The sequence below is a fragment of the Marseilla massiliensis genome (assembly GCF_023336985.1).
GTDB classification, from domain to species: Bacteria; Bacteroidota; Bacteroidia; order Bacteroidales; family Bacteroidaceae; genus Prevotella; species Prevotella intestinigallinarum.
The window spans coordinates 53,798-78,111 of sequence record NZ_JAMBLP010000013.1; the positions used below are offsets into that span (position 1 = coordinate 53,798).

Below are 24,314 nucleotides of genomic sequence, written 5' to 3' on the forward strand. Positions count from 1 at the left end.
GCGGGTTGCTGCATTGCAAATATACATAAAACCTGCGAACGGGCAAAGCCGCTGCCCGCTTTTTTGCCTTTGTCGGCCCCCGGCGGGCGCTTTTTTGCCGCCGGCGGGTGGCTGCCTGGGGCGTGCCGCCGGGGCGGTGGCCCTTGGCGCCTCCGCTGCTGCTCTGTGTAAGGAAAAGCGCCCTTGGCGCAGGCCGGGCAAGGCCGCTTTTGGCGGCGCATCGCCGGTTTTTAAGCTGCCAAACGGCTGATGCCGCCGGCCAAACGGCTGCCGGGGCCTGATATTTTTTGCCGGATGGTCACGATTTTTGTCAGCTTGCTCACGCCGCGGCAACGTTTGCTCCCGCTCCGCCCGGCGGCCGCACTGCGGGTGTCGTAGTTTTTTGTAACTTTGCAAGGCGCGGGCCACGTGGCGCAAGCCGCCGCGGCCGCGCGGCCGATGCCGTGACACAGGGTTTTGCACATTACTAATTAAAATACAAGTGGAAATATGGAGAAAAGGAAAATGAAATCAATCATCGCCACGATGGCCCTGGCGGCCCTGCCCCTTGCGGGGGCGTGGGCGCAGGACGCGCCCCGGGGCAAGTGGTATTTCGGGCTTGGCGGCGCCTACCGTTCGTCGCACATGAGCTTCTCTGACATCGACGAGGAGCTCTTCCCCGAGAGCAAGAACCGCGGCAGCGGCGTCTTCTCGGTGTTCGCCCAGGGCGAGTTTGGCCGCGAGGGCCGCTTTGCCGTGCGCCCGCAGTTGTCGCTGCTCACGCGCGGGGGCAAGCTCACCGACATAGCCAACATGGGCGACGCCTACGAGCAGGGGGGCGTCAGCGACATCTACTATGCCCTGCGCTCGCGATACATCGACATACGCGTGCCGCTAATCTACCAGTTTGGCAAGGCCTCGGCCAAGGTGAGGCCCTATGCCTACGTGGCCCCCGTGCTGGGCTTTGCCACGGCCGGCGACATACAGCTCATGGCCGAGTACGATGACTGCAGCGTGGCGGGCTACAAGACCGACCTGTCCGACGCCAACATGGCGTCGACCTACTTTGCCGGGCAGGTGGGCGTGGGCGTGAAGTTTGCCATACCCGTGGCCTCCGACCGCTGCTGGCTGGGCATCGAGGCCAGCTACGAGCTGGGCTTCACCGACACCTACGGCGGCAAGGAGAAGGACGGCGAGGCCAACGACGTGGCGCAGCTCTTCAACCGCAACTACCGCATCGACGGCACGCGCAAGCTCAGCGGGTTTGAGATAGGGGCCGTGCTGGCCGTGCCGTTCAGCATATTCTCCGGCAAAGGGCAGCCCGCCCCCGAGCCGGAGCCCGAGCCAGTGGTGGCGGCGCCCGAGCCCGAGCCGGCCGACAAGCCGTGCTACACGCTCGACGAGATAATAGACCTCATGGCCAAGAACGAGAGCATAGAGGGCAAGACCATCTGCGCCGTCGACGCCATCACGTTCGACTTCGCCAAGAGCACCATACGCCCCGAGTCGCACGAATACCTCGACAAGCTGGCCACCACGCTCATACGCTCCAACCGGCGCATCGAGGTGAAGGGCCACACCGACAACGTGGGCTCGGCCGAGTTTAACATGGACCTGTCTAGGCAGAGGGCCGAGGCCGTGGTGGACTACCTCGTGAAGAAGGGCGTCGACCGCAACAAGCTCACCTACAGCTTCTACGGCATGTCGCGCCCGCTGTCGACCAACGACACCGACGAGGGCCGGGCCATGAACCGCAGGGTGGAGTTCACCATACTTAACAATTTCTAAACAACAAAGACAACAGCTATGAAACGTTACATATCATCAGTGGGCACGCTGCTCATGGCGGCTGCCCTGTCGCTGACCTCATGCCTGAGCGACGGCGACGACACCATTGTGCTCGAGGAGGGCAACCGCAGCGGCATTCCGAGCGACGAGCTCGCAGGCCCCAACCCCGACATCGACGGGTCGACAACCACCATACCCAACATACAGTACACCGTTGAGAACGACGGGGGCGACGCCATCGTGCGCATCGACATGACCGGCGTGCAGAACGCCGACGACTACGGGTGGATGAGGCTGCTGGGCACCGGGGAGCCCGGCCAGAACGTATGGGTCGAGGTGGACGGCAAGCCAAAGGGAATACTCGTTACCAACAACGCCGACAACCAGGGCGAGCAGGCCTCGGTGGTAGACCTTGTGTTCTGCGTGGACAACTCCGGGAGCATGTCGGAGGAGGCCAACGCCATTGCGCGCGACATCATCTCGTGGGCGCAGTTGCTCGAAAGCTCTAACATCGACATACGCTTCGGCTGCGTGGGATATTCTGAAAACGGCTACGTCAACGGGGCGCTCAACCTCACCGACGCCGACGCCCTGGGCGACTACCTCAACCGCAGCACCGGCACCAACCGCACCATGGGCTTCGGCGGCACCGACGCCAGGGCGCTGCAGTCGGCGGCGTCAACCTTCGGCAGCGTCGACGACGAGTGCGGCGCCATGGCCATCCTCTTCGGCGACAAGCACATGGACTTCCGCACGGGCTCCAACAGGATATACGTCAACTTCACCGACGAGCCCAACCAGCCGTCGGGCTACTCGGCATGGTCGACGGAGTACTTCAGCTCGCAGGAAAACTGGAGCACCGTGCAGGGCACCGTCCACACCGTGTTCAGCGGCAGCAGCTCGTTCGCAGAGTCAATCCGCTACAAGGAGCGCCCGTGGCGGATATCCGAGTACACCGGCGGCACGGTGCTCTACGCCTCGTCCGACTTCTCGGGCGTGACGCTCACGTCGCTGCCCGTCACCGGGGCCATGCAGAACTCCTATGTGATACGCTTCACCAACGTGGGCGAGTTCATGGATGGCCAGGCCCACGAGGTGCGCATCACCATCCTGTCGGCCGACGGCAGGACAAGGGCCGAGCGCACGTTCTACATCGTTTTCGGGGAACCATGATCGCGGCCTGGGCCGGGGGCGCGGCCTCCGGCCCGCTTTTGACAAATGAATGTCCGCAAGTTGCCAATGGCAATGGGGGACATAGGAGTGATAGGAAATTATAGGATATTGTAGGACGATAGGATATCATAGGATGATAGTAGGATGATAGGATATCATAGGATGATATAGGGCGATAGGATATCATAGGATGATATAGGACGATATGGGATATCATAGGAGTGATAGGGCTGATAGGGAGTTGGCGGGCAGCAGCTTTGGTGGGTAATGTCTTCTAACTCCCCTAACTCCTTCTAACTCCTCCTAACTCCTTCTAATTCAAACTCCTTCTGCCATTCCCGTTTTGCAGGATGCGGATATCCGTATTTTGATAAATATAGAGTTGAACATAAAAAGAGAGAGGCGGCGACCCCCGCGATGGGGATGCGCCGCCTCGTTGTGTGTCGCCCCGTTGCGTGTCGTCCCGGCCGTGGCGGCCACGTGCCGCGCCAGGCCGCCCGTGCGGTCAGAGCAGCGCCTCGATGGCCTTCTCCAGGTCGGGCATCTGCGACGAGCGGCTCACAAGGTTGTTGCCCCTGTCGATGAGGAAATACTCGGGCAGCCCCGTCACGTTGTACGTGGCCAGGCGCTGCGAGCCCACCCCGTCGGCGTCGCGCACGCTAATCCACGGCAGCTGGGCCGTCTGCTGCTTCCAGAAGTGCTCGTCGCCGTCCACCGACACCTGGTATATCTCCAGCCCGCGGCCGTGGTACTTGTTGTACAGCTCGCGCAGCATCAGTATGCGCTGCGGCGAGTCCTTCAGCGCAAAGAGGTGGAAGTCGAGCAGCACCACCTGGCCCTTCAGCTCGCTCAGCGAGCGCCTGCGGCCGTGGTTGTCGGTCAGCGAGATGTCTATTATGCCCGTGGTGGTCACCTTGGCCGGGTCTACCGAGGCGCTGCTCTTGGCCTCGATGATGCGCTCGTTTTTCATCCCCTCGATGGCAATGTTGTGCAGGTTCTCGCCGCGCAGGCTGCCGGGGTAGAACGTGTCCCACGCCGTGGCCACGGCGGCAAACACCCTTATGTCGCCATCAGCCCCTCCGGGGTTGAATATCAGCGTGTTGCCCAGCGCCTGGAACAGCGCGAAGTACGACGACGGGGCCTTGGGGTCCTTGAATATGTAGTCGCGCGTCACTCTGTCCTTGTGCGCCTTGAGCAGCGCCCTGATGCTGTCGGCGGCCTCCTGCTGCCCGAGCGCCGTGTTGCGGGTCAGGGCCAGCGCCTTCTGCTGCAGGGCTATCTGCATGAGCGCCAGCTCCCTGATGCGCCTGTTGTCGTCGGAGCCCTCCACCTCGTAGCCGGTGGCCATGGTGGGGTAGTCGGCCCTTACGGTTATCGTCTCGGTCGAGTCGGCGGCCAGGTTCACAATCTGCCCGGCAATGCGCAGGCGGTAGAACTCGGGCGCGTCGGAGCGCGCCGCGCTGAAGCTGAAGCCGCCGTCGGCCCCCAGCCTCACGGAGTCAAGGGCCACCGGGCCCTGCAGTGTCATCTGCTCGAAGTACAGCAGCGAGTCCTCGGCCGAGCCGATGCTGCCCTCTACGCGGAACTTGTCCTCGCCGCACGAAGCCAGCGCGAGGGCGGCCGCCATGGTGGCGGCAAGCGTTAGTTGTCTCATATCTGTAGGTTTTCTTTTTGTTGCATGGTGCGGGCGGGCGCCCAGGGCCGCCGGGCCCCTCCGGCCGCGCCCCCGCGAAAGCGGTGGTAAAATTACGAAAAATAATCGAGACGTTGGCAGCCGCCGCCAAGAAAATGGCCCGCGCCCCCCCCTTTTTGCGCCGCCGCGCGGGGGCGGGCGCTTTTGTCCGCAAGATGGTTGCAAGATGGTTGCTGAATATTTGTTTGGCCGGTTAGATGGCAGGTTCATGTATTTTGAATCTGCTTGGCAGTTAAAGAATTGTGATGGTTGTTCATGGGAAACCTCAGGTGCAATTGTTGTTCGTTATTGTTGTTTAGGCCACTTTTGTGTGTTGATTGTTTGCTTTTGTATCCGTTTGAAGCCTTTTGTCGGTAATGCTGTTTTGTATTTTGCAATTTTACACATAAGATTAACATTATTTTCTTTGCTCCAGGCTGTCTTTTATTGTTTTATGAGTATATTTGTACCTCAAAAGGCGTGTACGTCTTGCTAATAGGAAAATAAGTTGAAATTACTATGTGTGCAATGTTTCAGAGAATGATAAATATTCTTTTTGCGTTGTCCTTAGGTATTAAAGTTTAGTTTATGAAATCAAAGCGAAAGAAGGGAGCCGTTTTGTTCCTGCTTGTGGCTAATGTTGTACTGTTTTGCGGTTGCGGTTGCGTTAGGCGTAGTGCCAGTACCGGTGGTATAAACAGTTCTCCCGTTATGTTCAGGCATTGGGATTCGGCCTTTGTGAATGGCCTGGATGGTTCGAAGAGAGTTGTTGTTTACAAGTTGAATCCGTTGGCCGATTCTGTCGCAAGCGGTAAGGGTCGCAGTATAGTCGGTTTCAGTGTCGTAGGTAGTGCACAATCCTTGACTGTGGAACAGTTGGCCGTGTTGCGTTTTATTTTGGGCAACGAGAAGTCTTATGTATATGACGCCCCTGTTGTGAAAACATTGTTTGCTCCATATTTTGCGATAGAAGTAAATGGAGAAGACGGTGATATGTATTTGTTGCTTGCTTTCAATACCAGTGAGTTGGCATTTGCCAAAGAGGGCAAGATAGTGAAAAAGGTGGCTTGGGGGTGCAAAGACTTGTTGGTTCAATTCGGCCTGGAACTGTTCCCCGGCGATGAATACTTGAGTTCGATAACCATGTATTAACAGATAGATATGAAAAAGTTCTTAGTTTGTTATTTCCCTTTGCTTGCTTTATGCATGCTTCATGCGGGGGAGGCTTTTTCCCAGTCGCTTCATGCAATAGTCTTCGCAGATACCAACGACCCTTCGATAGGGAGTGGGGATAAGCAAGATTTTGTGAACATGACCATGGAGATGAGCACCATCGCCTCTGCAACGGGTCTGCATTTGGAAAAATACTTCTATTCCGGATCCAATTGCTCCAAGTCAAACTTGATGGGTGTGCTTGACCGTTTGCAAACATCTTCAGGTGATGTGGTAATGTTTTATTATTCTGGCCATGGCACCAGGTCGGTGCAAGACGAGTCGGATTACCCCCAGATGTGTCTTGGAAGTCATTATGATAATGAGTTCGTTCCGTTGGAATATGTTTTGCGAAGGCTGGAAGATATGCCTGCGCGGCTTAAGATAGTCTTTGGCGATTGTTGTAACTCAGTGGCTCCCGGGGTGACAAGCAAGGAACAGGCGTCAAAGGGATTCACTGTGCTCAGCAAGAGTCCGGTCAATGCCTACACCAATCTTTTTATGAATTACAAAGGCACCATAATAGCTTCGGGTAGCCAGAAGGGCGAGAACTCTGTCACGTTGAATTATAACGACGGTTCGCCTGCGGGTGGTGCGTTTACCATTTTCTTCTTGAGGTCACTTCAGTTTGTCGTGTCAAATGGTATGGATGCCGATTGGGATATTGTATTGAGCAATGCGCGGGAGGCTACGAAGAATGCTGTTAAGCACACTCCCGTATACTCAGTTGATGTTGAAACCACTGTCGACAGGCATGAGGGTCATGCGCCGGAGAATGCAGCCACGCCCGATGATACAGACGGTCTGCAAGCACCTATCGACCTGCTGACCGCAATCGGCAACGATAAATATGACATTGACTTGAGGATAGAGGTCATGGAGCGCACATTGCCTGTTGTCTTTGCCTCTCCTGATGTCAAGGTTGAGTCTGTAGGCCGCAATGGAACAACCGTGGTTTCTACCGAGAGGGCTAAAGATTTCATGTTGCGATTGTGTACATTGAGAAATCTTGTTAATCTTGTAGAGGTCGATTTTAAAAGGGATTCTAATGGGAAATATACATATTTGAAAGTGCATGAAATATATAAGGATTATGAATAGAATAATGATGAAGAGAGTATTGTTTCTGCTATTGTTGAGCTTGTCTTTTTCTGTATCGAAAGTAAATGCACAAGTAAGCGACTTGTCCGAGAGTGATATACAGGCATTCAAGGACCGTGTTGGCGAGGTAATAGACATGTTCCAGAACAATCTGTCAATATTGGGAGGAAAAAAGTATTCGCAGAGGGTGAAGCAGACCTACAAGAAAAGTGTCTTGAAGCTGTTTATAGGTGAGGGGCAGGCATACACCGATCCCAACGGGCAGTATCGTGAAGGTGTGTCGATGCAGGTCTCGTCAGTACGCAATGGCAAGGAGGTGAAGCGCAAAACGCCTTTGGTTACTTATCTTGATAATCTCATAAAATTACCTTATGCAGAAGTGAGGTTGTCCAAGGCCGACACATATAGGATAAGTAACATTTATAAAGTTGGCGACCACTATGAGGCTACTGCCACTATATTCCAACGTTTTGAGGGCTTTATGGGCAAGGAAATGCGTAAGGTCTATAGGGATGTTACGCAAAAGAACATTAAGGTCTATATAATTCCTGAGAATGACTATGTGCTTGGTCAGCATTGGAGTGTTAGGCTTGGCGACATAGAGGTGATGGAGACTATGGCTTATTGAGTTTGTATTTATGTGTAGGTTTATCACCATTCTTTCCTTTGCCCTTGCCTGTCGCTTGTTGGTGTCGGCTCAGGCATTGATGCCAGTTCCTTCTGCTTACGAGAGCCTCCTAAAGGGCAGGGTGAAGCAGATAGATGAGTTCATGGCTCGTTTCAATGCAACAGAGGCATGGGATGGACAGAAGATAACCGAGCGTAACGACACGTCATACCGCAAGAAGTATCTTTTCACATTGTTCGATTATTCTAGGTTTCGTGATGTAAATGGCGTGTTCGATAGCATGGCGGTCAGCTTTGTCAACGATGTTGTGGGCCACGACTATCAGTTGCGTTACGAAGACTCTACGTGGACGGCCGAAGTGCAGTGCTCTGTGAGAGTTGGCGGACGGTTGGGCAAGTTGAAACTCTACTTGCACACTCTCAAGGTTGGCAAGAGCGAGTATCGGTGGGTGATAAGCAATGCTTATGGTGATATGTTCGAGGTGGCGGCAACCGATGCCGCAGGCGGGGTGTCCATATCGCCCGTAGAACACGAAGTTGGTTTTGTCGGGCTGCTGTCCATGGGTGGCCGACGCCGCAACGTATCCGGCCTTATGGACAGGCGCGTGTATTCTCCGGACAGGTTGTCAATGCTTGCCGTGCTGCTTGGCAATGGCCTGCTCGACATTGTATCTGTAGATTGTGTGCGGTTCCATTTTCATTCTGTTCCGGGCTATAGCTTCACTGTCGAGGTTGTAGAAAAACGCGGTGAGTACAACACAGGTTGGCTGATAACTCAGCTTAAAAAGTTTTGATGTCATATTAGGTGTAGTGTTAATAATAACATGTGTAGATTATTTTTGATTATAGGTTTTGTGTTAGGCATTGGTGCTCCTGTTATGTCGCAAACGGTCAGGCTGTCTGCCGATGAGCGCGGTGCCGTAGAGGAGCGTGTCAAGAAATATTGTGGCTTTATGGAGTTGTTTGCCGGGAATTTGGAGCAGATAGACAAGATGGATTCCATATTTGCTATGTGTGAGAATGACAAGGTGCAGACTTTCGATGACATCTCGCCGAGAGCCAAGTCGGGCGATATAGAGTACAATTCTTTGCCGCTGTTCCAGTATCTTCAGAATATCACGTCAAAGTTCGATAATTCTCTTCAGGTGGAATATTCAGGCTTCAGATGCGAGAAAGTGGTTTCCGAACCGAAGATGAACAGCCTCGGCCTTGGCGGAAGTGGAATGCCGGGCGGCGTTTCTCTTACCAATGCTTATGCCTCGGTGCGTGTGGTGAAAAAGATTAAGGGTAGTGGCATCGACAAGTCGGTGCCGCTGCGAATCATGGTCAACCTGTCGTCATTTAAGATTGGCGGTACCGTCTCGGAGGAGTACGAAGACCCGTATTCTCTCTATCTTGAAGGGGTTGAGATGCTTGAAAACGGTGATGAACGTAAGGGAATGGAGCTTCTTGAGAAATGTTCGGGCTACAAAACTTACCCGGGGCGTTTTAGGGCAATGACGATTATGGGAGTGCATTTGTTTTGCAAAGCCAAGTGGGCCGAAGCTGAACGCATGCTTACCATGGCTTCCGAACAAGATCCTGTAGGCGGTGTCATGCTGGCACAAATGTACGTAATGTCTTCGCAAACCGTGGATTTAAGGATTCCTGCCCACTACTATAATCCCACTAAGGCCATGCAGCTGCTTGAGCGGTATGCTTCGGTAGAAGACAAAGATTGCCCTGAAGCATCGCTTGTGGCGAGTTACAATCTTGCTGCTTTTTATATACAGGGTAACATTGTTCCACGCAACCTGGACAAAGCCGGGATGTATTTGGGAAAGGTAGACAAGTATGTAGAAGAAAACAATGCTCATGATGGCAATTTCTTAGTGTTGCCATACTTGTTGAGGATCGGCATTGCGTCGGTGCGTGACGATTTGCTTGAGTTGAAGTCCAATCTCATTATATTGGAAAATCTGTTTCCGGTTTTAACTCTTGGTGCTGATTACAAGCTAATACTTTACAGTTATGTATACGGTGGCTTGCTCGGGATATACAAAAAGGAAAAGAACACGGCTAAATATGAAGAATATTTGGGCAAGTTGAAAACGTTGAATACACCTGTATGCAATAAGTTACTTGCATGCGAATATCGTGAAGCAAATAAGTATGAAGAAGCCTTGAAATATTATAGGTTGGCTGCCGATGGCGGAGAACCCGACGCTGCTTACGTGATGAGCTTCTATTATATTCCTTCATCGGGCATTGACATTTCTCAGGTTGCCGACGGGTTTGACCGCTTCTTGTATTCTCCACGGCCAGACAAGGATGCGGCCAAAAGCCTGTCGTTTGCAAAGATGGCGGCCGAGCAGGGTCACGCAGATGCTGAATTCCGCATGGTGCAGATGTGTTTTGACGGACCCTCTATCGGGTTGCCTCTCGATGTTGGGTCCGGCGTGGAGTGGGTTTGCCGTTTTGCAAACTCTGCAGGCTATTCACATGCCCGTTTGGTTGGGGCTGGCATTGGCTGGATAGTTAACTTTTATCTTCAGAACAAGGATAAGGACATACTGTCTGCTTTTGAGCGCAAGGCGGCTCAGGGAGACCCTGCGGCCGCTTATGTCAGCTATCAATTATATTGCTATGTGGAGCGCGATACTGTCATGGGGTTCGAATATTTGCGCAAAAGTGCCGAGGGCGGTTTCTATCAGGGATTATACGATATTGCAGCCTCTTACAGTTCTGGCGTTAATGTTGCAAGGGACTATGGGCAAGTGCCATATTGGGCAAATCAGTTGGTGGAAAGGAACTTCCCTATAGGTTATGTGTTGTTGGCTGAATACGAGGCAGAGGTAAACCATGATTACAAGAAAGAAATGGATTTGTATCTCAAGGCAATCGACATGAAAGAAGCTTCGGCGGCATTGGAAGTCGGAAAGATATACCTTGAAGGGAGGCATGGACATGTAAAAGACTTAGAAAGGGCAAAGTTCTATTTGAGCATGGTGGAAGAATTCTTGCAGGTGCAGTTTTCGCCATCGGGCGCAGACTTGATTGCCGAGGCAAAACTTCGTCTTGGGCAGATAGAGGCAGCTTCGGTTAATGGAACTCTTGCCGATTCGCCAGAGCCGTCCACAAGCTATATGACACAGCTTGACGTGCTGTCCGACCAGGTATTGTCGCCCGATGAGAGGATAGCGGAGTCGGAAAGGCTTTTGCCACTGTTGTTTGCGTCGTCTGATGCGGTGGTTAAGATAATCGGCAGTAACGGCACAACAATAGTGGCGACAGAGACTGCAGCTGATTTCCTTATGCGCCTGAGCACGGCCCCTGCTAGGGTCAAGGTGGTGCGTGTAAGCTCGGAACTCAATGCGGAAGGCAAGATAATTGAACTTATTGTCAGGGAGGAAAAATAGTGCTGTAGCATTGGATTGTTTTCTGTTTGCCATTCATTCAGTTTTCCGGTTTCCAGGAAAACAGGCGGGCCACAATTTGCTTGGATGGACAGTGCAGTGGCTGCATGGCCTGTGTCTTGATGGGTTTGCAGCAGAGCGCGGGCAGGCTTCCGGGCCCGCCCGCGCAATTTCATTGTTAATAAATATTAACGGAAGGTGTGGGCAAGGAAAATATATTTACCTTTGTGTCATATACTAGTTTCGCCCCGGCATTTCGGGCAGGCCCGCCTGATGAACGCCTGCATTGCCTTTGGATAGTACGGTCTGCGCGTGACGGTTGGGGCATGGGCCCCATGCCTTTGTCCGTGGGATTGCGCCGTGCGCCGCACACCTCTTAATGCCATGCCGGATATAGTTTTTTTATTGTGTAGCAACTTACCATTAACTGAGACATAAAACATGAGAATCCGTAAAACCACAACCTGCATCCGTAAGTGTGTGCTTGCGGTTTGCGTCACAGCACTATCCTTTGTAGCGGCAGCCGCCGACGTGGTGACGGTCAGCAGCCCCGGCCCCGGCCAGTTGCAGCTAACGCCCGAAGCCCTCATAGCCACGCACCTGAAGGTGACGGGCTATGTCGACGCGCGCGACTTCGGGACGCTGAAGGCCGCCACGATGACCGCCACGCAGGAGCTCGACCTCTCGGAGGCCACCATCTGCGAGTACCGCGGCACAGGCGGCAGCTACTCGCCCATCGTCCCCGAATGGATTGTGGGCGGCGGGCGACCGCGCCTCTATCCGGCCGGCGAGATGCCCGTGTACGCTTTCACCAAGGTGGGCGACAACTCGCTCACCAAGTGGCACTATGGCGCCTCCATCACCAAGATAATACTCCCCGCAGGCCTCCGCTCGGTAAGCCCCGAGGCGTTCTGGAAGATGGGCCACCTCGCCGAGATAGAAGTGCCAGAGGGGTCGGCCACGGCGCGGAGCATAGGCGGAGCCGTGTACGACCGTGGCCTCACCCGCCTGCTGGCCGTTGCCCCGAGGCACACGGGCTGCCTCACGCTGCCCGCCACGGTCACCTCGGTGGCCGACAGCGCCCTGCACGGCGCCACCCTGTGCGGCATCGAGATAAAGGGCGTGGCCACGGTGAGCTTCGGCGAGCAGGGCAATGTAAGCTGCCCCTACGTCATAGCCCCCAATCCGGCTGACTACGCCGAGGCGTTCCCCGGCGTCGACGTCACCGATAAGATAGACGAGATTGTGGTAAGCAACGCGGCCGAGGGACAGCTGGCCCGCACCGTGGGCGGCATGGGGCTGCGCGCTGCCGACGTGCGCAGCCTCACCGTAAGCGGCACCATAGGCCAGGCCGACGTGGAGTGGCTGGCGCAGTTGCCCAACCTCCACTTCCTCAACCTCGCCGGAGCCGCGTTCACCGGCAGCGAGGTGGCGTTTGCGGACAACGCCCTCTGCTCGCTCTCGCTGCCACAAGGCCGGTATGCTCTTGCCATCACCGACTGCCCCTTCCTCGGCGGCAGCCTCACCGTGCCCGAGGGCGTGACCTGCCTCAGCTGCACGGGCGCGCCCATGCTCACCGCCGTGCGCCTGCCATCCACGCTCACCGGCCTGGAGCCCAATTCATTCAATTCTTCGCTCGTGGCCGAGGCCGACCTCTCGGCCTGCACCGGCCTTGCCAGCCTCAGTGGCTTCGGCTCGTGCCACCGCCTGCGCACGCTGCTGCTGCCCGCCGGCCTGCAGGTGCTCAGTGGGGCATACGGCCCCGTGGAGACCGTGACGCTGCCCGAGGGGCTGCGCGAGCTCAGCGTGGGTGGCTGGAACGTGGAGACGCTGCGCCTGCCCGCCTCGCTCGAAAGGCTCGACATAAACTATATGCTGCGCCTGCGCACGCTCGACGCCTCGGCCGCCACGCAGCTGCGCGAGGCTGCCGGGCCGAGCTACTGCCCGCTGTTGGAGGAGGTAGACTTCTCGGCCTCGCCCCTGCAGCAGCACTACGGCCTCAGCTTCGACCTGTTGCCAGAGGGCATGCCGGACAATGACACGGCAGTTCCTGCCACGCGCGTGGTGGTGACAGGCGGCATCCACGATGGCTGCATACACTCATCGCTCACCACGCTGCGCCTGCCATCCACGCTGCGTAGCATATCGGGAGACGGCATCGTGGGCTGCGCCAAGCTCACTGAGCTTGACCTGCAGGGCTGCGCCGCCCTTGAAGGCATATCCTCGCTCCGTGGCCTCACCTCGCTCACCACGCTGCGCCTGCCCGCCGACCTTCGCAGCATTGAAGTGTACGACTGCCCCGCGCTCACCGACATATATTTGGCCGCCGACACAGCCGCCCCCGGCTACGGCGATGCTTTCGGCGAAGGCGTGCTCGAGGCCGCCACGCTCCACGTGCCCATAGGCAGCCGCGGCCTTTACTTTGCCGACGCAGACTGGAGCCGCTGCCCGCAGATAGAGGAGTATGGCTACACGGTGCGCACCAAGTCGGCCGTGGAGGGCGCGGTGCTAAAGGGTGCCGGGCTTTACGCCCCGGGCCAGGAGGTGCGCCTCGAAGCCTCCGCCACGGCTGAGACCCTGGGCGGCAAGGAGTGCGCGTTCGATGGTTGGAGCGTGGGCGGGCAGGACTACGGCGCGCCCGTGGCCGAGTTCGCCGCAGGTGCCAACGTTACCGCTACCGCTTCATACGCCGTGGGCAAGGCCGACCTCGACGCCGCGCACATGAGCTTCGACCTCACCGCCGACGAGCCGTGCCAGGTGCTCCTGGATGTGCGCAGCAGCTACGGCTTCGAGATTTACGACGGCCAAGGGCGCGTGATGTTGGATGGGGCGCCAACGGCGCAACGCCCTACAGCCTGCCCGCCGGCACCACGCGCCATGCCATGGCAATAGACGGGCCGTCGCGGGTGACCATAAGAGCGGCCGACGCCTATGGCAGCGTAAGTATGTCGGGCCTGCGCACGCAGCCCATGCCCGGCCTGCTCTACCTTGAGATAGACGGGATGCAGCTCGACCGCATAGACCTTTCCACCATGCCGGGGCTTTACGAGCTTAGCCTCGGTGCCAACGCGCTCACCTCGCTCGACGTGTCGCCGTGCCTCTGGCTGCGCACACTGTCGTGCAACATGAACCAGCTCACGGAGCTTGACCTCACCGAAAACACGGGGCTGAAGTATCTCTACTGCGAGTACAACCGCATAAGGCGGCTGGCCTTCGCACCGGAGGCCAAGCTCTTCGAGCTGGGCTGCACAGGCAACTCGTTCGGCTTTTCGCAGATACCCGACCGTATGCAGGCCGCCGTGGTGAATGGCTCCATCGGTGACGGCACACCCTTCAGCCTGTGGTATCAGCCGCCGTTCGACCCCGGCACGGGCGACTTGCTCGACCTCAGCGGCGAGCTGTTCTCCGCCGACGGCCACCCCGTGGTCATCTCGCTTGCCCGCGACGGCACCGAGATGCCGCCGCTGGGAGGTTTGTACGCCATCACGGAGACTGGCTGGTACAGCGTTGAGATGACTTGCACCGACATGCCGTTGTTCACGTTCTGGGGCGAATTCTCCGTAAGCGGGCCGTCGGCTGCCGGGCGGTTGCCGCTCGACGGCGTGGAGATTGGCATCAGCGGGCTGCGCGTGAATGTCGGCGGACTGCCCGAAGGCAGCCGGGCCGCGCTCTTCTCCGCCGCCGGGGCGCATGTGGACGTGGCCGCGGGTAGCACGCCCAGCCTCGCTGCCCGCCAGCCTGGCGTGTACATCCTGCGGCTCACCGACGGCGCGGGGCGCACGCAGGCCGTGAAGCTCCGGCTCGAATGACCCTGCGGCGGCCCGGCGCACACGGTGCGTACAGCGTGCGCCGGGCTGCCGCAACCAAAGTGGCTGTCCGCAACAACCATTAATCAGCACCATCGCAATGAGGAAGAAATCATGGCTCGCGGCCTGCCTCATGGCCGCCATGCTCCCGGCCTGCGGGTGGAAGGTGGACCTCGTGGGGCCGGGCCGATGATGAACATCCAAAAGACGTAACGACATGAAACACTCATTTGCAGCCGCACTGGCGGCACGACGGTTTGCCCCGCGCCTGCAACCTCCGGATCACATTGCTGCATATTTTCATAATAAGTGCAAATTAATTGCGCCATCCTTCGTCGGTTACACTTATTTTACTTACCTTTGTGGCGATTTAGATGTTAAAGAAACAATAAAGTTTTAGTTTTAGATGAACGTTATTACGAAGACCGTATCGCTGCCTGATGGACGCACCATCAGCATCGAGACCGGGAAGGTGGCAAAACAGTGCGACGGGTCGTGCATGCTCCGCATGGGCAACACCGTGCTACTGGCCACTGTTTGTGCCGCAAAAGATGCAGTTCCCGGAACAGATTTCATGCCTTTGCAAGTGGATTACAGAGAACAGTACTCGGCCGCAGGGCGCTTCCCCGGCGGGTTTACCAAGCGCGAAGGCAAGCCGGGCGACAACGAGATACTCACCTCGAGGCTCGTTGACCGCGTGCTCCGCCCGCTATTCCCGTCGAACTACCACGCAGAGGTGTTTGTGAACATAATACTCTTCTCGGCCGACGGGGTCGACCAGCCCGACGCCCTGGCAGGCTTCGCCGCCTCGACGGCCCTGGCCTGCTCCGACATACCGTTCGAGTGCCCCATCAGCGAGGTGCGCGTGGCCCGCATAGGCGGCGAGTATGTCATCAACCCCACGTTCCAGCAGATGGCAGAGGCCGACATGGACATCATGGTGGGCGCCTCGGCAGAGAACATCATGATGGTGGAGGGCGAGATGAAAGAGGTGTCCGAGCAAGACATGATAGGCGCCCTCAAGGCCGCCATGGCAGCCATCAAGCCCATGTGCGAGCTGCAGGCCGAGCTCTCAAGGGAGCTGGGCAAGGACACCAAGCGCGAATACTGCCACGAGGTGAACGACGACGACCTGCGCAAGCAGATGGCCGACGAGCTCTACCAGAAGGCTTACGACGTGACCAAGCAGGCCCTCGACAAGCATGCCCGCGAGGAGGCCTTCGACAAGATACTGGCCGACTTCAAGGAGGCTTACGCCGCCGCCCACGCCGACCTCGGCGAGGACGAGATGGAGGAGAAGCAGGCCATGATGGACCGCTACTACCACGACGTGATGCGCGACGCCATGCGCCGATGCATACTCGACGAGGGCATACGCCTCGACGGCCGCAAGTGCGACGAGATACGCCCTATCTGGTGTGAGGTGGGCCCGCTGCCCATGCCCCACGGAAGCTCAATCTTCACCCGCGGCGAGACGCAGAGCCTCACCACCTGCACCCTCGGCACCAAGCTCGACGAGAAGCTCGTCGACGACGTGCTCGACAAGAGCTACATGCGCTTCCTGCTGCACTACAACTTCCCGCCGTTCTGCACCGGCGAGGCAAAGGCGCAGCGCGGGGTGGGCCGCCGCGAGATAGGCCACGGCCACCTGGCATGGCGCGCCCTGAAGGGCCAGATACCCGAGGACTTCCCCTACACCGTCCGCCTGGTGAGCCAGATATTGGAGAGCAACGGCTCGTCGTCGATGGCCACCGTATGCGCCGGCACGCTGGCGCTGATGGACGCCGGGGTGCCCATGAAGAAGCCCGTCAGCGGCATAGCCATGGGCCTGATAAAGAACCCGGGCGAAGACAAGTATGCCGTGCTTAGCGACATCCTGGGCGACGAAGACCACCTGGGCGACATGGACTTCAAGACCACCGGCACCAAGGACGGCCTCACGGCCACCCAGATGGACATCAAGTGCGACGGACTGAGCTTCGACATTCTCGAGAAGGCCCTCATGCAGGCCAAGGCCGGCCGCGAATACATCCTGGGCAAGCTCACCGAGACCATAGCCGAGCCGCGCGCCGAGCTCAAGCCCCAGGTGCCGCGCATAGTGCAGATAGAGATACCCAAGGAGTTCATCGGCGCCGTGATAGGCCCGGGCGGGAAGATCATCCAGCAGATGCAGGAGGAGACAGGCACCACCATAGCCATCGACGAGACCGACGGCGTGGGCAAGGTGCAGATAAGCGGCCCCGGCAAGGACAGCATCGACGCCGCCCTGGCAAAGATACGCGCCATAGTGGCCATACCCGAGGTGGGCGAGGTCTACGACGGCACCGTGCGCTCGATAATGCCCTACGGCTGCTTCGTCGAGATACTGCCCGGCAAGGACGGACTGTTGCACATCAGCGAGATTGACTGGAAGCGCCTCGAGACCGTCGAGGAAGCCGGCATCAAGGAGGGCGACAAGATCAAGGTGAAGCTCATGGAGATAGACCCCAAGACGGGCAAGTACAAGCTGTCGCACCGCGTGCTCATACCCAAGCCCGAGGGCTACGTTGAGCGGCCCACGCGCCGTGAGCGCGGCGAGCGCAGGCCCAGGCCCGAGCGCAAGCCCCGCGGCGACCACCGCCAGGACGGCGCCTTCCGCGACGAGGAGCGCGAGCCGCGCGACTTCAACGACTCGCTCGACAAGATGGGATATTAAGTAAACAACACATACCATTGTTTTAGGCAAAAATAGACTGATATCGGGACACCCGGCCGTGAGGCCGGGTGTCTTTTTTTACCCCTTTGTGCCTAAGGGCGAGCGGCGGCCTTCGGTGTGTCAGCGGCTGCCGTCGACGTCGCAGTCGAAGCTAATCTGGTCGCGCCGCTGCGGCCTCACGTCGACGGTGGCCCTGTCGCCGTCGTACACCCTCACCCTGAACCTGAAGCTGTCTTCCGTGGTGCGTGCCGAAAACTCTATGCTCAGCGCCCCGTCGGCCGTGCGCCCCTTGCTCAGCCCCGTGGCCCTCGCCTCGAAGTCGAGCACGCTGCCCGTGCCCAGCGTGGGCGTGTAGGCCCGGCCGAAGTAGGGCAGCCGCGACACCACGCTGTCGCCCCTGAGCTCCAGGAAGAAACCGTCGGTGAGCGAAACGCTGCGCCCGCGCTGCGTCATGGCCATGGTGGGGCGCAGCAGCAGGCGCCCGTCGGCGTAGGCGGCAGGGCTCACGCCGCCCTCGGCACCGCCACCGCCGCCGGCGGCGGGCCCCGTGGCGCAGGCCGCCATCATGGCGGCCACGGCCAGTGACATTGCAAACCTCATCATGGCCCTATCCGTTGGTTGCCCCGGCCCAACAGCCGTCGCCGGCGTAGGCCGCCTTTATCTCGGCCACATACACATCGTGCAGCCCTCCCATCTTGCCGCCATACCACCTGCCGAGGCTGCTGTCGGCAAAGCGGTCGGCCCTGAGGCTGTCGCTGTACAGCTTGCGGCACTCGAGCACCAGCCGCGCCTGGGCGAAGCCAACGCCGCCGCCGGGCAGCCCCACAGGCTTGAGCCCCGTGGCCGCCATCTTGTCGGTGTCGCGCCCCGAGTGGCTGCCGCAGTATTCGTAGGCCCGGCGCGCCTGGGCCGAGGTGCCCAGGAAGGCGAGCGTGAGCGTGTCGCTGCGCTCGGCAAAGTCGTGGGTAAGCCGCTCGGGGCGTATGAACACCACCGCCACGGGCTTGTTCCACAGCCACCCCAGGCAGCCCCACGAGGCCGTCATGGTGTTGAAGCTTTCGGCCGTGCCGGCCGTCACCAGCATCCATTCCGTGCCGATGGCCCTGAACACATTGTCGGTCAGGGCCTTCACATCGATTTTTTCCATAGTCTGATGTCTTTTCTTTTAAAAAACTATATTAATGTTGTCAAGTTGCAAAGTTGCTATAGGAGTGGTAGGAGTTCTGGGAGAACTGGGAACTCTGGGAGCTTTGGGAGTTCTGGGAGCTTTGGGAATTATTGGGAATGATAGGGAGTTAGCGGGCAACGGCGTTAGTGGGTAATGTCTTCTCCAACTTCCCATTACTCTCAGCTCTCCCAGTTCTCCCAGCCCTCCCAGCCCTCTCAGTTCTCTCAGCTCTCCCAGCCCGCCCGTTGGCGGCGGTGCCCGCCGTCAGTTGCAAAGATAGCCTTTTTCTGCCAACGCGGTCTGCCGCGCCCCTCATTTTTATATGATTTAACCCAAACCGGCGTCAGGGCCTACAGCCTCATGGTCCTGTAGCCGTCAGGCCCGCCACGCCCCGGCCCGCCCGCGGGGGCCCCGCCGCATGGCCGGACATGCCGTTTTGCAGGTCGGGATGGCCGCTTTTGCCCGCCCGGGCCTTGCCATGGCCTTCCCCGCAGTGTATCTTTGCCGTCGGGCCGGGGCACGCCGCCCTGGCCCGCAACTACACAAAACAGCACACAACCATGGAACACACAATTGCACAGACAACACCCGCGCCGGCGCCGATGGCCGACGCACAGTGCGAGCGCGACGCCCTCGGGGCGGCGCTCACCTACAACCAGCTGCTCGACTCGCTCTCGCCCGAGCTCTTCCGCGACCCCTCCTGCTCGGCCATCTTCACCGCCGCCAGGGCCGTGCGCTCGGCGGGCGGCGAGGCCGACGTGGTGGGCGTCATGGCGTGGTCGGCAGCCCACCAGGCGGGCATCAGCCCCGAGGCGCTCACGTCACTCTTCGACAGGCCCAACCCCGCGTCGCCCTTTGCCCGCAACCTGGCCCGCCTGCGCGAGCTCGCCGCCCGCCGCCGCATGGCCGCCGTGGCCTCGCTGGCGCGCGCCGCGGCCACGTCGGAGGTGGTGGGGCTCCGCCAGGCCGTTGAGGCCGTGGCCGAGGGGCTGCGCAGCGTTGACACCGCCGCCGGGCCCGCCGGCGCCGAGTGGTCGGTCGACCTGGCCAAGCCCTGCCCCGGACCCACCTTCCTGCTCAGCCAGGACGGCGTGGGCTTCATGCCCCGGGGCGACCTGCAGGCCATCAAGGCCAAGTCGAAGAGCGGCAAGAGCCTGCTCTCGGCCGTGCTCGCCGCCTCGGTGCTGGGCTGCGCCGCCTTCGGCATCAGCTCCTGCTGCGGCCAGGCGGGCGTGGTATACTTCGACACCGAGCAGCACCCCAGGAGCACCATGCGCCTGGTGAGGCGCATCCACGCCATGCTCGGGTGGCACACCGACCGCAACAACCCGCGTCTGGCAGCCTACTGCCTGCGAGCCATGCCCATGGCCGAGCGGCTGCCCTTCATACGCCGCACGGTGGAGCGCGCCAGGCCAGCGGCGGTGTTCATCGACGGCGTGGCCGACCTGCTGGCCGACTTCAACGAGGTGGGCCAGAGCACGGCCCTCATAGGCGAGCTCATGAGGCTCTCGGCCGGGGCCGACTGCGCCGTGTGCTGCGTGCTGCACACCAACAAGGGCGACGGCGACCACGGCATGAAGGGCCACCTGGGCACGCTGCTGCTGCAGAAGGCCAGCGAGGTGTTCGAGGTGACCCGCCGCGCCGACGACTTCGTGGTCGAGCAGACCGACTGCCGCAACCGCCCCGTGGCGCCATTCGCCTTCTCAATCACCGACAGCGGGGTGATAATGCCTGTCGAGATGGGGCGGGGCCAGGCGGCGGCCGAGGTTCGGGCAGCCAGGCTGACCGCCGTGATGCGCGAGTCGTTCGGCCCCAACCCCGAGCTTACCTACGGTGAGCTGTGCGAGGCCGTGGCGGTGCACGCCGCCGTGTCGGGGCGCACGGCCAAGCGCAAGGTGACCGAGGCACGCGCCATGGGCATACTGGCCGTTGACAGGCACACAGAGAAATATTCTCTGAAGGGTGGTTGATTAATGTTCACTGCGGGGGTGATGGTGCCAACTGCAATATATATATAAATATATATTGCAGTTGGCACCAATCTACACCCACGTCTGTTGTGGCTTGCAGCCCTGTCGCTTGTCACCACCTGTCACCACCTGTCACCACGTCGCGGTGCAGCCTTACTGGTGCAGCCGGTGAAACAAGCCCGGCAGATGAAAATGCTCATAATCAACGCAGGGCCTGCAATATTGCATGCCGTTGTTACGTTTTTTATCGTGACGACCAAACAATGACTGACATGAATAACAAACTGAACAACAGCCATGCGCCCGCCGCCGTTGCGCTTTTGTTGTCGTTGACGGTGGCTGCGTGCTGTCACGACAAGCCGCTGGAGATTTCAAGCAGCGTCCGTTACAGCCAGTTGGACGATGAAAGCCTTGTTGCCGAGAAAGGATGCATTGAATACGACTCCATTGTGTTTTCCGACAATTCGTATGCCGTGATGGAGCTGAGGAATGCACCGCAAAACATGCTCACGCGATATGTTGACAGCGGCGGCAGGCTGATGGCAACCGTCTCGGCGCCTTCGGAAACCTACGCGCAGCGCCTGGTGTACGGATACGACGACAAAGGCAGGCTGCGCTATCTGCTGCGTTTCGACGAGCTGGGCGAGCCGCAGCTTTGGGAAGAGAACACAGACAGTGCATACCTGGGCTTCAGGATGGCCATAGACAGTGTCGACTTCCACAATCCCGACACCACGCGGCACACCTTGACCGAAATGGTTTATGGCGACGGCGGGTGGGTGAGCGAGATCAGGGAGACGCCGACTGGCAAATGCCTGGCGGCCCCCGAGGGGTACAGGATTGAGGTGAAGGTGGACCAATGCGTGGGGTTCTGGTCGAGCGACCTGGACGGCGGCCGTTACCTGCTTAAGGCCGACATCGTGCCCATATCCGCCGGAGGTGGCACGTATTTCATAAAGCGATTCGTCGACTTCATGCCCACAACGGAAATGCATTATGCTGGCGGGCGGCTGTTCAAGTCTGTGTGCCACCCCAACCCGAGATGTCCGGGCGATGTCAAGGAGACGGTGACGCTCACAGCGGTGGACGGGGCCAACATTTACACCAAGGTGTATGGAAGCAGCCGTGACACATTGGCGCGCATCTGGAAAGGCGGGCTACTGCGGGAGGAAGTGCTCAGAAGCGAATGGGGGACGATACTCTGCACAAGGCATTACACCAGCCTGCTTTCAGGCATGGTGAGGGTGGAGGAAAGGAACATTGATTTCAAGACACTGCAGATGAAGCCCGCCATAGTGACCATGCTGCCCCTTTCCGGCATGCCTCATGAGGAAGACGAGATGAACCCGCTGAAACATGGCAACTGGATGGAAGCCTATTGAACGCCACGGGCGCCACGGCCGGGCATGGCCCTCATGGCTGTGGCGCAGGCCGGTTGTGCGCCATGCCTTGATGCGTAAGCAACGGCCGTTGTGCCCCTAAGCCATGGCATCTCATGATTCGGCGCTTGCCGGGAGGCTGTCCCGGCCTTGGCTGTCGCCGGTTTTGGCCGGGCTTTTGCGGCTGGGGCGGACGGTGGCTTTTGTGTACGGGCCTTTTCGCTTGCCTGGGGCGGTGGGGAAGCGGGGCCGTTGGTTGACATTGCCTTATGATTGTTCGCAACAGTACCAGACTGTGAAAGTTTTTGCATCAAGGCTTCATAAGGCGGCCGCCATTGACTATATTTGCATGAGGAACATGTGAGAAGTGGAAAAGAACCTGCGGGCTCTCCGGCGGCAGGACCATCGCAGGGGCATCGGCGGGGCAATGGCGGCGGGCCAGGTGCCGCTGTGGCGGGCTGTGGTACCGGGGCGAAAAGGAAGGGGAAAAGGAGATGGGGAGCTGGGAGAGCTGGGAGTAATGGGAGCTCTGGGAGTAATGGGAGAGCTGGGAGTAATGGGAAGTTAGAAGGAGTCAGAAGACATTACCCACCAAGGCTGTTGTCCGCTAACTTACTATCACTCATATAGCTCACCATTGCTATTTGCAACTTGACGGCATCCGCATTGACATAAACATTACGCGGCCTGTTGCTGCATCAGGTATAAAGAAATCAGGTATAAAGTAAATGGGATATGGAATTGGTTAGGCATATTAATGGTTTTCGTATCATGGCGCTCGCCTTGGCATTGATGGTGGCGGTTGTGGCGGGCGCAGCCGACAAAGGTCAAGACGACGCTGCCTGGCGCCACTGCCTGGGGCTTACCGGCGAGCTTACATCAAGCGACACATGGCAGCTGGAAGCCTCTTACCACTGGTTTCCCGTGAGGTATGCGGGCATAGGCGTCTCCCTGGGCATGTGGGAGCAATATTCGTATGGCGGTGTGCCCGCGACAAATGAGTGGCGCACCGACGATGACAGCCGTTGCATGATGAGCGCGTTTCTCATGCCGTCGCTGCTGCTGCGAACGCCCGCGCTCATCAGGACGGAAAGCGTAGGCATCGGCCTCATGGCCGAGCCGGGCTTCATGATGAACGTGCCTTACAGCAGTGTTACCATTGAAATGAAAGACAAATGGGGCTTGCCCACAGGGTATGACCGTGTGAGTGGCAACCGTGGCCGGTGGTATGCGTTCAGTGTGCGCATAGGCGTTTACGCGGCGTTCGACCCCGTCACCCTGTCGCTGGGCTACGCCTGGTCCGACCTCGACGTATACGCCATGAGGCGCGGCATGGCATACAAGGGCACGAGCTTCGGCCCTTTCTATCCCGAGCGGAAAAACCTGGGCGGCGCCTTCCTGCGGGTGGCCTATTCGCTGTGACGGGGTGGGGCTGAGGTTGGGGAGTGTTTGTAGATGCATGAGGCATGTGCACGGCGATATCAGCCCGCGCCGGCATTGCCTTGGCACAATGAGGGGCGCCGCTTGGCATCATCGGCGGCATTGTCGGTTGGGCGTTCAGCGGTTTTATAAAACCAATAGTTGAATATGCTTTCAGTGTGGCATCTGGCAGGCGGGGCCGCGCTGGCAACCGTGCGGATTCCTGCTGTTTTGGGGAATTTTTGCCAAGCAACGAATGCAACGGATTTCAAACCGCCTATGCCCCGGGGCGCCGCAACTTGGTTGCGGGCAAAAAAGAAAAGTGCCAACCACATTGCTGCGGTTGGCACTCCAATTGAAACAGCGCTTCAAGATGGGCTTGAACCAACGACCCCCTGATTAACAGTCAGGTGCTCTAACCAACTGAGCTATTGAAGCAAAGTGCTATCTATCAACCATTTAACGAACTCTCTTGAGGATTTGCTTATATCTATCAGTCAACAATAAGTCAACATTTATCCTCTTTGCAAATATACGCATAATTGATGAAAAGCACAAATTACATGCTAAGATATTACAGTTTTGTTATCATGGACTTCATAGTTAACCGAAGGCAAGTGTAAACAACAATATAATCATCCACTCAGGCGGCGTTGACCTACATCTTACGAAAGAGAAAGAAATGCAGCTTTTTTACATGGATTTCAGGGTGATACTTATATATATACCATATTGAAAGAAAAAATCCTGCATTCTGTTAACCATGAACAATGTCATCCTACAAAGATAAAAACTGCATGAACATATAATTATAGTGGTTACTTTGTTGTTTGGCTAAAGTAATGTTTTCATCATGCCTTGAGTGCATTATTGACTTCTTGACAATATTTCCATACTGCTATATTTTGTGGTAATGGCGTTGGCAATAAT

The 24,314-nt window shown here is 58.0% G+C and carries 18 protein-coding genes and 1 tRNA gene; 14 read left to right on the top strand and 5 right to left on the bottom strand.

The window, feature by feature from the left end:
- The first annotated feature begins 489 nt into the window (after positions 1-489).
- Together M3089_RS10060 and M3089_RS10065 are read left to right on the top strand one after the other, a co-directional pair.
- Positions 490-1,767 carry an OmpA family protein gene (locus M3089_RS10060; protein WP_249083840.1) on the top strand — a complete coding sequence of 426 codons (1,278 nt, stop codon included), beginning with the start codon at positions 490-492 and terminating at the stop codon, positions 1,765-1,767.
- A gap of 18 nt (positions 1,768-1,785) precedes the next feature.
- On the top strand, positions 1,786-2,940 hold the full coding sequence (locus M3089_RS10065; protein ID WP_205111138.1) for a vWA domain-containing protein: 1,155 nt from the start codon (positions 1,786-1,788) through the stop codon (positions 2,938-2,940).
- Positions 2,941-3,445: 505 nt separating this feature from the next.
- On the opposite strand, the gene M3089_RS10070 is transcribed toward M3089_RS10065, so the two are convergent.
- The gene (locus M3089_RS10070; RefSeq protein ID WP_249083842.1) at positions 3,446-4,594 is read right to left on the bottom strand and encodes a TlpA disulfide reductase family protein; all 1,149 of its coding nucleotides are present in this window, start codon (positions 4,592-4,594) and stop codon (positions 3,446-3,448) included.
- 606 nt (positions 4,595-5,200) lie between these two features.
- On the opposite strand from M3089_RS10070, the gene M3089_RS10075 reads away from it, so the two are divergent.
- The 9 genes from M3089_RS10075 (at position 5,201) to pnp (ending at position 17,448) form a co-directional block, all read left to right on the top strand.
- Positions 5,201-5,764, top strand: a complete 564-nt coding sequence (locus M3089_RS10075; RefSeq protein ID WP_249083844.1) for a hypothetical protein — start codon at positions 5,201-5,203, stop codon at positions 5,762-5,764.
- 9 nt (positions 5,765-5,773) lie between these two features.
- Positions 5,774-6,925, top strand: coding sequence for a caspase family protein (locus M3089_RS10080; RefSeq protein WP_205111144.1), 1,152 nt, complete (start codon positions 5,774-5,776; stop codon positions 6,923-6,925).
- Positions 6,918-7,553, top strand: coding sequence for a hypothetical protein (locus M3089_RS10085; protein WP_249083846.1), 636 nt, complete (start codon positions 6,918-6,920; stop codon positions 7,551-7,553). The genes M3089_RS10080 and M3089_RS10085 overlap by 8 nt, the downstream gene beginning before the upstream one ends.
- A 10-nt stretch (positions 7,554-7,563) precedes the next feature.
- Positions 7,564-8,346 carry a hypothetical protein gene (locus M3089_RS10090; protein ID WP_249083848.1) on the top strand — a complete coding sequence of 261 codons (783 nt, stop codon included), beginning with the start codon at positions 7,564-7,566 and terminating at the stop codon, positions 8,344-8,346.
- A 30-nt stretch (positions 8,347-8,376) separates the two neighbouring features.
- The gene (locus M3089_RS10095) at positions 8,377-10,950 is read left to right on the top strand and encodes a tetratricopeptide repeat protein (RefSeq protein WP_249083850.1); all 2,574 of its coding nucleotides are present in this window, start codon (positions 8,377-8,379) and stop codon (positions 10,948-10,950) included.
- A 438-nt stretch (positions 10,951-11,388) separates the two neighbouring features.
- Entirely contained in the window at positions 11,389-13,839 is a 2,451-nt protein-coding gene (locus M3089_RS10100) for a leucine-rich repeat protein (protein WP_249083852.1), read from the top strand.
- The gene (locus tag M3089_RS10105; protein ID WP_249083854.1) at positions 13,830-14,756 is read left to right on the top strand and encodes a leucine-rich repeat domain-containing protein; all 927 of its coding nucleotides are present in this window, start codon (positions 13,830-13,832) and stop codon (positions 14,754-14,756) included. Before M3089_RS10100 ends, M3089_RS10105 begins: the two co-directional genes overlap by 10 nt.
- A 214-nt stretch (positions 14,757-14,970) precedes the next feature.
- The gene (locus M3089_RS10110) at positions 14,971-15,153 is read left to right on the top strand and encodes a hypothetical protein (RefSeq protein WP_249083856.1); all 183 of its coding nucleotides are present in this window, start codon (positions 14,971-14,973) and stop codon (positions 15,151-15,153) included.
- A gap of 6 nt (positions 15,154-15,159) precedes the next feature.
- A complete protein-coding gene (gene pnp / locus M3089_RS10115; RefSeq protein WP_205111156.1) occupies positions 15,160-17,448 on the top strand; it encodes a polyribonucleotide nucleotidyltransferase in 2,289 nt (762 codons plus the stop codon).
- A 120-nt stretch (positions 17,449-17,568) separates the two neighbouring features.
- On the opposite strand, the gene M3089_RS10120 is transcribed toward pnp, so the two are convergent.
- Both M3089_RS10120 and M3089_RS10125 read right to left on the bottom strand, forming a co-directional pair.
- Positions 17,569-18,051, bottom strand: coding sequence for a DUF4251 domain-containing protein (locus M3089_RS10120; protein ID WP_249083857.1), 483 nt, complete (start codon positions 18,049-18,051; stop codon positions 17,569-17,571).
- 4 nt (positions 18,052-18,055) lie between these two features.
- A complete protein-coding gene (locus tag M3089_RS10125) occupies positions 18,056-18,595 on the bottom strand; it encodes a flavin reductase (RefSeq protein WP_249083858.1) in 540 nt (179 codons plus the stop codon).
- A gap of 581 nt (positions 18,596-19,176) precedes the next feature.
- Between M3089_RS10125 and M3089_RS10130 the strand changes: the two genes are divergently transcribed.
- The 3 genes from M3089_RS10130 to M3089_RS10140 all read left to right on the top strand — a co-directional run bounded on the left by M3089_RS10130 (position 19,177) and on the right by M3089_RS10140 (position 23,387).
- Entirely contained in the window at positions 19,177-20,586 is a 1,410-nt protein-coding gene (locus tag M3089_RS10130) for an AAA family ATPase (RefSeq protein ID WP_249083860.1), read from the top strand.
- Positions 20,587-20,858: 272 nt separating this feature from the next.
- On the top strand, positions 20,859-21,968 hold the full coding sequence (locus M3089_RS10135; RefSeq protein ID WP_249083862.1) for a hypothetical protein: 1,110 nt from the start codon (positions 20,859-20,861) through the stop codon (positions 21,966-21,968).
- Positions 21,969-22,700: 732 nt separating this feature from the next.
- On the top strand, positions 22,701-23,387 hold the full coding sequence (locus M3089_RS10140) for a hypothetical protein (protein ID WP_249083864.1): 687 nt from the start codon (positions 22,701-22,703) through the stop codon (positions 23,385-23,387).
- A gap of 59 nt (positions 23,388-23,446) precedes the next feature.
- Here the strand turns inward: M3089_RS10140 and M3089_RS10145 are convergent, their stop codons facing one another.
- Both M3089_RS10145 and M3089_RS10150 read right to left on the bottom strand, forming a co-directional pair.
- Positions 23,447-23,719, bottom strand: coding sequence for a hypothetical protein (locus M3089_RS10145; protein WP_249083866.1), 273 nt, complete (start codon positions 23,717-23,719; stop codon positions 23,447-23,449).
- 29 nt (positions 23,720-23,748) lie between these two features.
- Positions 23,749-23,822 (bottom strand) — tRNA-Asn (locus M3089_RS10150).
- Positions 23,823-24,314: the final 492 nt, after the last annotated feature.